Raw genomic sequence first — 13,613 nt, 5'->3', positions numbered from 1 at the left:
AATATAGAATCATACAATGACTGCATTATTAACTTTAGCTGTTTTAGTACTCGTGGCAATTGCGATTTGGCAAATGACCAAAATTTTCGAATTGTCCCAACTAAAAACAGATAGCTCAAATGCTCAAATAGCAAATGATAGCGATAACAAGAATAACGGTTACATGTTGTTCGCGTTTCTTGTATTTATATATGGCATCACGATTTTCAGTTTTTGGAAATACACCAGGGTATTATTGCCAGAGGCTGCCTCTGAACATGGTTTGGATGTAGACTATCTAATGTTGGTGTCTTTTATCATTATTTTCTTTGTACAGACGATTACTCAGGCACTTTTACATTATTTTGGTTACAAATACAGAGGGGAAAAGGGTAGAAAGGCTTTGTTTTACGCCGATAATGACAGATTGGAGTTTATATGGACCATTATCCCTGTTATTGTTCTTGCCGGACTTATTTTATGGGGTCTATATACTTGGACAAATATCATGGATATAAATGAAGAAGACGATCCGTTAATCGTTGAATTGTATGCGCAGCAATACAATTGGACCGCTAGATATGGTGGTGAGGATAACGTATTGGGAGATGCCAATGTAAGGATGATAGATATCAACAGAGCTAATGTATTAGGTCTTGATGAAGCCGACCCAAATGCGGCAGATGATATTATAGTTAAGGAACTGCATTTGCCCGTGGGCAGAAAAGTTAATTTTAAGATGCGTTCCCAAGACGTTTTGCATTCTGCATACATGCCACATTTTAGGGCTCAAATGAACTGCGTTCCGGGTATGATTACGGAATTCTCTTTTACACCTATAAAGACTACGGAGCAAATGCGCCAGTCACCAGATATAATCGATAAGGTAAAAAGAGTAAATACAATCCGGGCAGAAAGGGCAGCCAATGGAGAGGATAATTCAGAGCCTTGGGAGTTTGATTATATATTGCTATGTAACAAAATATGTGGTACTTCACACTATAATATGCAGATGAAGATTATAGTGGAGACCCAAGAAGAATATAATGCATGGATAGCGGAGCAAAAAACCTTCGCTGATACCATGGTAAAGGATGAAGCGGTACCGGCCTTTAACATGACAAAGGGCGCTGAAACCGCTGCTATTGAGTAAATCCCCAAGGATTTGCTCAAATTTAATTAGGCTATAAAAAGAAGATTAATATAAAAATTCGATTATGTCAGCAGTAACAGCACATGTAGATGATCACACACATGATGATCATGGACATCATCACAAAGAAACATTTGTAACAAAATACATTTTTAGCCAGGATCACAAGATGATCGCCAAACAGTATTTGATTACTGGTTTGATAATGGGCTTCATCGGTATTGCCATGTCCTTATTGTTTAGGATGCAGTTGGCATGGCCAGGTGAGTCGTTCCCGATTTTTGAAGCGGTATTGGGCAAGTGGGCACCCGATGGTGTCATGTCTGCCGATATATATTTGGCATTGGTCACCATTCACGGTACCATTATGGTTTTCTTTGTTTTGACGGCAGGACTAAGTGGAACATTTAGTAACCTTTTAATTCCATTACAGATTGGTGCCCGTGATATGGCATCAGGCTTTTTGAACATGGTTTCGTATTGGCTTTTCTTTTTGTCCTCTTTAATAATGATAATCTCATTGTTTGTCGAGGCCGGCCCAGCTGCCGCTGGGTGGACTATTTACCCTCCTTTGAGTGCTTTGCCGATGGCACAGCCGGGTTCAGGAATGGGTATGACCTTATGGTTGGTATCAATGGCTATATTCATTGCGTCATCGTTATTGGGTTCATTGAATTACATTGTGACCGTAATCAACTTAAGAACAAAAGGAATGTCTATGACTAGACTTCCATTGACTATCTGGGCATTTTTCGTTACGGCGATTATCGGTGTTATTTCATTTCCTGTTCTGTTATCTGCGGCTTTGTTATTGATAATGGATAGAAGTTTTGGAACATCGTTTTTCCTCTCTGATATTTTTATTCAAGGTGAAGTGTTGCACTATCAAGGTGGTTCACCGGTATTGTACGAACACTTATTTTGGTTCTTGGGTCACCCAGAGGTATATATCGTTTTATTGCCAGCTTTGGGTATAACCTCCGAAGTTATGTCTACCAATGCCCGTAAACCTATATTTGGGTATCGTGCCATGGTCGCCTCTATTTTGGCGATAGCATTTTTATCGACGATAGTTTGGGGGCACCACATGTTCATTTCTGGTATGAATCCGTTCCTGGGCTCGGTATTTACGTTTACGACTCTGTTGATTGCTATACCTTCTGCGGTAAAAGCATTTAATTATATTACAACACTTTGGAAGGGTAATTTGCAGCTTAATCCAGCTATGCTGTTTTCAATTGGTCTGGTATCTACATTCATCACGGGTGGTCTTACCGGTATAATTTTAGGGGATAGTACTCTGGATATCAATGTGCATGATACATATTTTGTTGTGGCGCATTTCCATTTGGTAATGGGTATTTCGGCCTTATATGGTCTTTTTGCAGGAGTCTATCATTGGTTTCCTAAAATGTTCCAAGGCAGAATGATGAACAAAAATTTGGGATATGTACATTTTTGGGTAACAGCTATTTGTGCCTATGGGGTATTCTTTCCCATGCATTTTGTGGGTATGGCAGGTGTGCCAAGACGCTATTATCAGAACACGGCCTTCCCAATGTTTGACGACCTAACTGATGTTCAGGTGCTAATGACCGTTTTCGCTATAATTGCGGGCGCAGCGCAACTGGTATTTGTATATAATTTTATCAGTAGTATTTTTTATGGAAAGAAAGGCGCTCAAAACCCATGGAAATCCAATACTTTGGAGTGGACAACACCACAAGAGCACATACATGGGAACTGGCCTGGAGCTATTCCAGAAGTTCACCGTTGGGCCTACGACTACAGTAAAGTAGATGAAAACGGGGAATACATTATTCCCGGACAGGATTTTGTTCCGCAAAACATCCCTTTACAGGACGATGAAGAGGAATTGAATCACTAGATAAAAATTGTAAAGAAACCCATCATTTAGATGGGTTTTTTTATACCCTGTAATGGAGTAAAAAAGGTTCGGTTTTTTTGTGATATATTTAGTCATGCCAATCCATTTAAATCGGTTTACCTTTGGAGCGGTCACCGTGTTGAAAGTTAAAATTCAAGAAATGAAAAATATAATCATCTTAATATGTTTGTTGTCCGGTTTATCTATTTACGCGCAACGCAAACCTAAAATAAAAGGGAATAAAAATGTAACGCAAATACGTGAAGATTTACCGCCGTTCAATGCCATAGAGTTAATTGACGATTTGGAAATTAACCTGAAATCATCACGATTGGAAAGCTATATTGTAGAGGCCGATGACAATTTAATGGATGTATTAAAGTTCAAAGTGATAGATAGCACCTTGATTATTACCTCTTTCTATAACATTACATCAAAAAAGAAACTGGATATAACGGTCAACTACAATGTGCTAAATGCGATTACTTTAAAAAGCGGTAAAATGATAACAGATGTAGTTTCTACCGATAATTTGTACTTAAACCTTTTTGAGGATTCCGTGTTGGAACTCAACACGAGTGCTGCTTTTGTAGCCATAAGTATGGAAGGCAATAGTTTTGGTAATTTTAACCTAGATAGCGACTCACTTAATATTTCATTAAAGGACAGGGTAGATGCCCGAATTTATGCAGTAAGCGAATCGAACCATATCAGAATGGACAAGGATACCAAAGCCCAGTTGGAAGGTACAACGGATAAGCTTCAGGTAACACTACTGGGCGATTCTGATTTTAGGGGTCAAAAACTGGAAGCTGCTACGGTTAGTGCTAAATTGGAAGAATCCGCCACTGCAAAAATATATGCCTTTAAGGATTTTGAGCTATCTTCCAAGGGTTCATCAAAAACCTACTTATTCGGTAATCCTACAATAGTAGTCACTGAATTTTTGGATACCTCGGAGCTGCACAAAGAAAAGGATTAGTTGGCTACGGGCGCCGACATACAGTGCTTGGGGATGCCAAAACCATCAACCAAAACATCAATGTGCGGTCTGAGTTCGGTACATAAACGTTCCACTCTTTGTCGGATAGCTTTTGATTTTGAACTGCCTATGTAACCTTGCTCCAGATACCAAGCTGCATCTTTTCGTATTTCATATAGCGCATACAAAGTACCTAATTTTTCAAAAAGGGCCCTATACTTCTCGTCTTTAATGGTCTCTGCAAAATCGGCAAATGTGCGGTAAGCAAGTTCAATGCTATAGGCTTTGCCCAACGCCAACAAATGGGTTTGGACCTTGAGAAAGGCTTGGTATGATGGAATACCTTTTTTGATGTAACTGCGTATACGCATGGCCAATGTGTAGGTTAATCTTCGCGTACGATAGTCGAAAGCGTGTTTGTGAAACTTGGGATTGTACAAATGTTCCTTGTCAACCTTATTTGAGTACATGGGGTTTATGTTGGATAGCTTATCGCTCAATTGTTTGGCCAATACTTTTAATACCGATGAAAACCCTGCACTATTGAACTCGGCCTTAAAATCTGATAAAACGCCTTTGGCGGCAAGTTGAAGCAGAACGTTGTTATCCCCTTCAAAAGTTGTGAAAATATCCACATCTCCCTTTAGGTCGGCTATACGGTTTTCGATAAGATATCCTTTTCCGCCGCAGGCTTCACGACATTCTTGTATGGTATTGTTTGCATACCAGGTTATGATCGATTTTAATCCGGCAACCTGGGTTTCTACTTTGCGCTTGTCCGGCTGTGAATCGTCACAGTATACCTCCATCATTTTATCCAAGGTCACGTGATATACGTATGCGCTGGCTACCAAGGGGGTCAATCGTAGCTGATGTGTTGGATAGTCCATCAAAAGATCTTCCTGAATTTTTACACTATCGTTGAATTGTCGCCTTTTTAAAGCATGTTTTATCGCGATGGTCAAAGACATCTTGGCACCCCCCAATCCAGCTCTTGCAACACATATCCTGCCCCCAACTAGGGTTCCTAACATAGTGAAGAAACGTTTATTGGGATTTTTGATATCGGAGTGATATTCTCCTTTGTCGGTTATGGTGCCGTATTTGTTCAATAAATTTTCCCTCGGCACAGCAACTTGATTGAACCATATTTTACCATTGTCTACGCCATTAAGTCCCAGCTTATACCCATTGTCTTCTATGGTTACGCCAGGGAGTAATTCGTGTTTTTCATCACGCACGGGAACAAGAATGGCATGTACGCCTTCGTTTTTACCGTTTACGATAAGTTGTGCGAAAACCGAAGCCATTTTGGAATGCAAGGCATTGCCTATATATTCTTTATTGTCGTTTTTGCCCGGGGTATGGATAATGATGTTATCAGATGTTTTATCAAAGGTTGCCGTAGTTTTTATGCCTCTAACGTTAGAGCCGTGCCCAGTTTCTGTCATGGCAAAACAACCGAGCAAATCTGCTGTGCCCGCTTTTTTCAAGTATTTGTCATGATGTTTTTTTGTGCCCAATTTTTGTATGCTACCCCCGAACAGTCCAAACTGCACACCAAATTTAATGGTAAGGCTGCCATCTACATACATCATGTTTTCAAAGATGGTAGCGTAACCTTCCATATCTCCGGTTCCGCCATATGCCTGAGGATAGGCCATTGCACCAAAACCCTTATGGGCCAAAAACTGTACCTGCTTTAGAACAATTTCTCGAAACTTCTCTTTTTTACGGTGTATGTCCCATGCAAAAATGGGTTTGTCCAAGGCAGCTCTGAACCCATCAATGACCGGGGCATGTTTTCCTTTTAAAATTGTGTCTATCTCAGAAGCATCATAATAATCAGAGGTGATTTCATGATCCACTTCAACATCAAATAGATGGTTGTAGTGGTTGGGTTGAATCCCCAAATTCACTTCAATATATTTTAAGGAATCGTTGAAAGGACATTCGTTATAATAATGGCAAACCACGTTTTGACTTAAGGTGGTTAACGGGTAGGTATTGCTCTCTACCAACCTCACCTTGGAATTGGAAACGATATGCTTCCAATTTTTGAGTGTTTCATCGGCTGGCGGTTGTTTGATGTTTAACCAAGAATTCAAGGTCGCAGCCTCATCTTTGGTTAAACCCTTATCTTGTTTAATAGCTTTCTGTACTACATTTATCTCTGAAACAGATAAAAGGTCATCTGACCAAATCACATAAAAAAACGGAATATATTGAAGAATTCCGCCAGGGTACATTTTCTTTTCCATACTATGAAATTACAAATTTTATTGGCTACTATATAATCTTGAACGTAGTGTATCAAAGCGTAGCGCTATTTTTTCTTTTTCAGCTATCTTTGTTAATGTATGAACGATAATCTAGACTCTACGACCGACGGTTTCTCCGATGCCGAATTGGATATAGAAAGAGCTTTACGCCCTGTAAATTTTGATGATTTTACGGGACAGGAGCAAGTTCTTGAAAATCTAAAGGTTTTTGTTGAGGCTGCCAACCAAAGGAAAGAAGCGTTGGATCATACCCTGTTTCACGGCCCGCCCGGTTTGGGGAAAACGACTTTGGCGCATATTCTGGCCAATGAACTGGGCGTCGGTATCAAAATTACTTCTGGCCCGGTACTGGACAAACCGGGAGATCTTGCGGGATTACTAACCAATTTGGATGAACGTGATGTGCTGTTCATTGACGAAATACATAGGTTGAGCCCTATCGTAGAAGAGTATTTGTATTCTGCCATGGAAGATTACAAAATCGATATCATGATAGAGACCGGGCCCAATGCACGTTCTGTTCAAATTAATCTAAATCCTTTTACGCTTATCGGTGCCACCACTCGCTCTGGCTTGTTAACAGCTCCTATGCGAGCAAGGTTCGGCATTCAAAGTCGACTCCAATACTATTCTACCGAACTTTTGTCGACCATAGTTGAACGTAGTGCCGAAATCCTAAAAGTACCCATTGCCCATGACGCCGCGATCGAAATCGCCGGACGTAGTAGGGGAACGCCGAGAATATGCAATGCGCTATTGCGTAGGGTAAGGGATTTCGCCCAAATAAAGGGTAACGGTAAAATTGATATGGAAATATCAAAATTCAGCTTAAAGGCATTGAATGTTGATGCACACGGGCTTGATGAAATGGACAATAAGATTTTGGTGACCATCATCGATAAGTTCAAGGGCGGCCCTGTGGGGATTACCACATTGGCAACTGCAGTTTCCGAAAGCGCGGAAACCATAGAGGAAGTGTATGAACCTTTTTTAATCCAACAGGGGTTTATTATGCGTACACCTAGAGGTCGAGAAGTCACCGAACTGGCGTATAAGCATTTAGGCAAAATAAAAGGAGGAACACAACCGGGATTGTTCTAAGGTCTCAGCATTTATGAATAGTACAAAAACAATCAAAACGGCCCCATTAAAAAGTACCCCAAAAATGAAAAAACCTTTGGTCGCAGTTTCACAACTCACCGTTTTTAAAAATAGAAACCGAATTTTAAAAAACCCATTACCTTTTCATAATGAAAATTTTGAAAAGTACGGTGATACGTTTATGGTCAATATCGGTTTGGGCAGTAAGGTGGTTTTTACAAGAAATGCGGCATCCATACGGTACATACTTCAAAAGAACCATAAGAACTATCACAAATCTTCCTTGCAAACCAAAGATTTGGCCAAATATATTGGTCAAGGTCTGCTCACGTCAAATGGGGATTTTTGGCGTGTGCATCGCAGAATGGTACAGCCCGCTTTCCATAAGAAAAAATTAGAAGGTCTACTTGGGATTATGCACAAATCTATCCAAACCGAACTGCGGGAAATATTTCCAAATAAAGCGCAAGATGTATTTCCTATTATGGGAGATTTAGCTTTTCAGGTAGTGGCACAATCCCTTTTTAGTGCAGATAACATTCGTAAAAGAATGCGAAAGCTGCAGGACATCACTACCACGAATCAGAAGATGCTGATTAAAGAAATGCGTCAGCCATACTTAAAGTGGTGGTTTCAGTTGAGCGGGGATATCAATAAACATTTGGAATTTTCAAAAGATGCCCAAAAATTGCTGGATGATATCATTCAAGAGCGCATAGACTCAGGGGAAGAAAAAGATGATTTGTTGGATATGTTATTGAAGGCCCGATATGAAGATGGCATGGGCATGTCAAGAAAACAGTTAATTGACGAGGTATTGATCTTGTTCACTGCCGGTCATGAAACAACGGCGAATACGCTTAGCTTTACTCTGTTTTTAATGGCAAGATACCCCGTTATACAAGAAAAATTATACCAAGAGGTAAAAAATACCGATTTTGAAAAGGACGATATAATGCAGTCCTTGGCGCAGTTAAAATATGCCAAGCAATGTATTGAAGAGTCCATGCGCTTATATCCGCCAGTGTATGTAATAGATAGGGTTAGCTTGGCAGATGATACGGTTGACGGGTATGATTTTAAAAAGCGAACGGTGTGGTTGATGAGTATATATGAACTGCATCGGCATGCCGATTTCTGGGAAAATCCAACCGAATTTATACCGGAACGTTTTGACCCAGAAAATAAAAAGGACTATACGGACTATTATTTTCCCTTTGGGGCGGGCCCTAGAATGTGCGTGGGAAATAATTTCGCTATGTATGAAATGATAATGGTCATTGCCGAACTTGTTAAAAAATACCGTATCCATACGGATAATAACGAAGTTGAAATCAATCCGCTGATATCGTTAAAGCCTAAAGCGGTTCCACTGAAATTTGTTCCCAGGGATTGATTATACAATGAATTCAAAAGCTATAAATACAGCAATGATAAAGACCGAAGCCAAACGCCTTGGTTTTTTGTCATGTGGTGTTTCCAAGGCAGAGTTTCTAGAAGAAGAAGCCCCTAGGTTGGAAAAATGGCTCAACAATAATATGCATGGCGAAATGGGATATATGGAAAACCATTTTGACAAGCGATTGGATCCAAGATTATTAGTAGACGGTGCCAAATCGGTAATCTCCCTTTTATTGAATTACTATCCCGAAAAAGAACAAGTAGCGAACACCTATAAAATATCCAAATACGCTTACGGTCAGGATTACCACCACGTCATCAAATCAAAACTTAAAACACTACAAGAATTTATATCGGAAGAAATAGGGGAGATACACGGTCGGGCTTTCGTAGATTCCGCTCCGGTATTGGATAAGGCTTGGGCTGCCAAAAGCGGGCTGGGATGGGTAGGGAAACACAGTAACTTATTAACACAACAAGTAGGTTCTTTTTACTTTATTGCCGAACTGATCGTTGATTTGGAATTGGAGTATGATACGCCTGTCACCGACCATTGCGGCACCTGTACCGCTTGTATAGACGCTTGCCCTACAGAAGCGATTACCGAGCCTTACGTTGTGGACGGCAGTAAATGTATTTCTTATTTTACCATTGAGTTGAAAAACGAAATTCCAGACGAATTTCATGGCAAGTTTGACGATTGGGCATTTGGCTGTGATATATGTCAAGACGTTTGTCCTTGGAACAAGTTTTCAAAACCGCATAGAGAACCTTTGTTTGATGCCCATCCAGATTTGCTCTCTATGACCAAAAAGGACTGGGAAGAAATCACTGAAGATGTCTTTAAGAAAGTGTTCCAAAAATCTGCTGTAAAGCGCACCAAGTTTTCAGGTTTGCAACGCAATATAGAGTTCATAAAGTGAAAACATATAACTACATCGTTTTCGTTTGGCTATCATAACCATTTAGGTTTTTATTTTGTGTACACCTAGCGTTTAAAATGCTATATTGTTCAATATATTGCTATAAAATTATCAAAAAATGAAAATAGGTAAACCTAGATTGAACTTTTGGCAGATATTTAATATGAACGTGGGTTTTTTGGGAATCCAATATAGTTTTGGGCTTCAGCAAACAGCCATCAATCCCATATTTCTTTATTTAGGAGCACCGGAAGAGATGTTGCCTATTTTAAATATAGCCGGTCCGGTAACAGGTTTGGTCGTTCAGCCAATTATCGGGGCCATGTCAGATAAAACCTGGTCACAAAAATGGGGTAGGCGTAAACCCTATTTTTTGATAGGGGCCATAATAGGTAGCCTTTGTCTATTTGCTTTTCCTACCAGTCCGGTACTTTGGTTTGCCGTAGGTTTATTATGGATTTTGGATGTTGGAAACAATATGGCCATGGAACCGTACCGTGCTTTTGTTGGGGATAAACTACCCGAAAAACAATTGAGTTTGGGCTACCAAATGCAAAGTTTGTTTGTGGGAGCAGGTATTCTTTTGGCCAATGGGTCTATCGTACTCTTTCAATATCTGTTTGGGGGAGATTCGGTTGAAGTTGCTGGCGAGATTCCAAAGTGGTTGTACTACTCATTTTACATAGGGGGAATTTTATCGATAACCACCATATTATGGTCGGTTTTGAAAACTCCAGAAATACCGCCATCATCTGAGGAATTGGCCGAAATAAACCATACTAAAAGTTTGCCCATGGGTCAGCGTATTGCCAAACCGTTTTCAGAGATTGGTACAGCGATAAAAGATATGCCAAAATTCATGTGGAAACTAGGGGCCGTTTACTTATTTCAATGGTATGCCCTTTTTGTCTACTGGCAATACATAACGCCTTTGTTCAAGTCCACGTTAGGGTATTCAACTTCCGAGGCTGCATCACAGTCGGCCCAAATGAGTTTAACGTATAACATAGTTACCATGGTAGTAGCCCTTGCGCTAGTACCGCTTACCTTAAAATTTGGAGGTAAAAAAGTGTATTCCCTGAGTTTGGTAGGTACCGGTCTGGCACTTTTTGCCATACCGTTTATTAACGATCCTTTGTTGGTATTGGCGCCAATGGTCCTTTTTGGTATTGGTTGGGCAGCTATGATGGGAATACCATATACCATGGTCTCAAAAGTTGTTCCACAAGAAAGGCGTGGGGTGTATATGGGAATTTTGAATATGATGATCGTAATCCCTATGGGTATTGAAACATTGACTTTTGGACCTATTTACAAGTATCTTCTGGGCGGTAGTGCCGTAAATGCCATCTTATTTGCGGGAGCGTTCTTCGTTATAGCGGCTATGTTGGCCATGCGATTGAACGTATCCAAAGCTGCCAGTGCTGTAACTGCTGATTAATATCTTGCATGGGTTCTTTGCAGAGGTGTTTTATATACCAGTATTGAAAAGTTTGAATATTAAACACTTGCATCTAGTGCTCTTTTACAAACAATACCCTTAAATTTGTTTTCCAAAAATCAGATTCATGAGCAAACAGAAGCAACGACGTGAAGCACTTATCTACCATGCCAAGCCACAACCTGGAAAGATAAAGATAGTACCCACAAAACCTTATTCCACACAAAGGGATTTGGCCTTGGCCTATTCGCCAGGTGTTGCGGAACCCTGTTTGGAAATTGCCAAGGACAAGGAAAATGTTTACAAGTACACGGCAAAAGGTAATATAGTGGCCGTAATCTCCAATGGTACGGCAGTTTTAGGACTGGGAAATATTGGTCCGGAAGCCTCAAAGCCTGTAATGGAAGGAAAGAGCTTGCTTTTCAAGATTTTTGCGGATATTGATGGAATCGATATTGAACTCGATACCGAGGATGTGGATAAATTTGTGGAAACCGTAAAAATGATAGCCCCCACTTTTGGTGGTATCAATTTAGAAGATATAAAAGCGCCGGAGGCCTTCGAAATAGAGCGGCGATTAAAGGAAGAGCTGGATATCCCCGTAATGCACGATGACCAACATGGTACTGCGATTATTTCGGCAGCAGCACTTTTAAATGCTTTGGAACTATCGGAAAAAAAGATAGAGGATGTTCGTATCGTAATCAGCGGTGCGGGAGCTGCAGCTGTTTCCTGTACACGTTTGTACAAAGCTTTTGGGGCCAGTTCCAAAAATATCGTAATGCTCGATAGTAAAGGGGTCATTCGCAGCGATAGGGAAAATTTATCGAAGGAAAAGCGGGAATTTGCCTCGGATAGAAAAATAGATACCTTGGAAGAAGCTATGGTAGATGCCGATGTTTTTGTGGGACTCTCCATTGCGGATATCGTTACACCACAGATGTTGAAATCCATGGCAGATAACCCCATTGTATTTGCGATGGCCAATCCAAACCCTGAGATTGCCTATGATTTGGCATGTAAAACACGTAAGGATATTATTATGGCCACCGGGCGATCGGACCATCCAAATCAAGTAAACAATGTTTTGGGCTTTCCATTTATATTTCGCGGAGCATTGGATGTTAGGGCAACTTCTATAAATGAAGCAATGAAAATGGCCGCCGTAAAGGCGTTGGCCGAACTTACCAAAGAGCCTGTACCCGAGCAAGTAAATATTGCCTATGGTGAAACACGGCTTACTTTTGGTAAGGACTATATTATTCCCAAACCTTTTGACCAACGATTGATCTCTGTTATTCCTCCAGCAGTCGCAAGGGCAGCTATGGAAAGTGGAGTGGCGAAAGCCCCAATAGAGGATTGGGATAAATATGAAGAGGAACTGCTACAGCGATCGGGTAATGATAACAAAGTGGTAAGGCTATTGCACAACCGCGCCAGGTCAAACGCAAAAAAGATAGTTTTTGCAGAGGCAGATCAGTTGGATGTATTGAAAGCAGCTCAAATTGTGCATGAAGAAGGTATTGCCGAGCCCATTCTATTGGGAAGAAAAGAAATTATACTGGAGCTGAAGAACGAACTCGAATTTGATGCCGATCTAAACATCATAGACCCTAAATCAGACGGTTTTAATGACAAGTTGATTAGGTATGCGACAAAATACTGGGAAGGTCGCAAACGTGACGGGACTACATTTTATAGTGCCAAGGCCAAAATGCGCGAACGTAATTATTTTGGCGCTATGATGGTTTTGGAGGGTGATGCCGATGGGATGATTTCCGGTTATTCAAGAGCGTATCCCACCGTTGTAAAACCTATTTTTGAAGTCATCGGCCGAGCATCCAATGTGAAACGGGTATCTACGGTCAATATCATGATAACTGATAGGGGACCTTTGTTCTTGGCGGATACCTCGATCAATATTGATCCCAATGCCGAAGAAATAGCCGAAATTGCCAGGATGACGGCCAATGTTGCCTCAACCTTTGGGTTTGATCCCGTATTGGCTTTAATGTCCTATGCCAATTTTGGTTCTTCATCGCATCCACATGCCAAAAAAGTGAGGGAAGCGGTAAGAATTCTACATGAGACCAATCCCGATTTGGTGGTAGACGGAGAGATACAAACCGATTTCGCCTTGAATAAAGAGCTCTTGCAAAGTCAGTTTCCGTTCTCAAAGTTGGCGGGCAAGAAGGTAAATACTTTGATTTTTCCGAATTTGGAATCTGCCAATATTACCTATAAACTCTTGAAAGAGTTGAACCGGGCAGATTCAATCGGCCCGATTATGGTAGGTTTGCGTAGATCGGTACATATACTGCAATTAGGGGCGAGTGTTGACGAAATGGTGAATATGACCGCCGTGGCGGTAATCGATGCACAAGAACGGGAAAAGCGTAGAAAAGCGAAGTCCAACGTGTAGAGGGATAATTTACACTCATAATGAACAGTTCGTGCCAATCC

9 protein-coding genes are annotated in these 13,613 nt (G+C 40.8%); 8 read left to right on the top strand and 1 reads right to left on the bottom strand.

Translation table 11 applies throughout. From position 1 onward, the window contains the following. The first annotated feature begins 16 nt into the window (after window positions 1–16). The 3 genes from HYG79_RS04085 (at window position 17) to HYG79_RS04075 (ending at window position 4,002) form a co-directional block, all read left to right on the top strand. Window positions 17–1,132, top strand: coding sequence for a cytochrome c oxidase subunit II (locus HYG79_RS04085; RefSeq protein ID WP_179240891.1), 1,116 nt, complete (start codon window positions 17–19; stop codon window positions 1,130–1,132). Between the two features lie 64 nt (window positions 1,133–1,196). Beyond that, a complete protein-coding gene (locus HYG79_RS04080) occupies window positions 1,197–3,020 on the top strand; it encodes a cytochrome c oxidase subunit I (RefSeq protein WP_179240890.1) in 1,824 nt (607 codons plus the stop codon). Window positions 3,021–3,180: 160 nt separating this feature from the next. Next, window positions 3,181–4,002: a GIN domain-containing protein gene (locus tag HYG79_RS04075; RefSeq protein ID WP_179240889.1), complete on the top strand. Its 822-nt coding sequence runs from the start codon at window positions 3,181–3,183 to the stop codon at window positions 4,000–4,002. On the opposite strand, the gene HYG79_RS04070 is transcribed toward HYG79_RS04075, so the two are convergent. Further along, on the bottom strand, window positions 3,999–6,263 hold the full coding sequence (locus HYG79_RS04070; RefSeq protein ID WP_179240888.1) for an acyl-CoA dehydrogenase family protein: 2,265 nt from the start codon (window positions 6,261–6,263) through the stop codon (window positions 3,999–4,001). The genes HYG79_RS04075 and HYG79_RS04070 overlap by 4 nt on opposite strands. A gap of 99 nt (window positions 6,264–6,362) precedes the next feature. Here HYG79_RS04070 and ruvB point away from each other — a divergent pair, with 99 nt between their 5' ends. From ruvB to HYG79_RS04045, 5 genes are all read left to right on the top strand, one after another. Further along, on the top strand, window positions 6,363–7,385 hold the full coding sequence (ruvB, locus tag HYG79_RS04065) for a Holliday junction branch migration DNA helicase RuvB (protein WP_179240887.1): 1,023 nt from the start codon (window positions 6,363–6,365) through the stop codon (window positions 7,383–7,385). Between the two features lie 64 nt (window positions 7,386–7,449). After that, a complete protein-coding gene (locus HYG79_RS04060; protein WP_179240886.1) occupies window positions 7,450–8,781 on the top strand; it encodes a cytochrome P450 in 1,332 nt (443 codons plus the stop codon). A gap of 7 nt (window positions 8,782–8,788) precedes the next feature. Further along, a complete protein-coding gene (queG, locus tag HYG79_RS04055) occupies window positions 8,789–9,709 on the top strand; it encodes a tRNA epoxyqueuosine(34) reductase QueG (RefSeq protein WP_179240885.1) in 921 nt (306 codons plus the stop codon). Window positions 9,710–9,827: 118 nt separating this feature from the next. After that, window positions 9,828–11,150 carry an MFS transporter gene (locus tag HYG79_RS04050; RefSeq protein ID WP_179240884.1) on the top strand — a complete coding sequence of 441 codons (1,323 nt, stop codon included), beginning with the start codon at window positions 9,828–9,830 and terminating at the stop codon, window positions 11,148–11,150. 127 nt (window positions 11,151–11,277) lie between these two features. After that, complete coding sequence (locus HYG79_RS04045; RefSeq protein ID WP_179240883.1) at window positions 11,278–13,572, top strand: NADP-dependent malic enzyme; 2,295 nt, start codon at window positions 11,278–11,280, stop codon at window positions 13,570–13,572. Window positions 13,573–13,613: the final 41 nt, after the last annotated feature.

Origin of the sequence: Costertonia aggregata, assembly GCF_013402795.1 — a bacterium.
Lineage (GTDB): Bacteria > Bacteroidota > Bacteroidia > Flavobacteriales > Flavobacteriaceae > Costertonia > Costertonia aggregata.
This window is presented reverse-complemented; position numbering and strand designations above follow the sequence as displayed.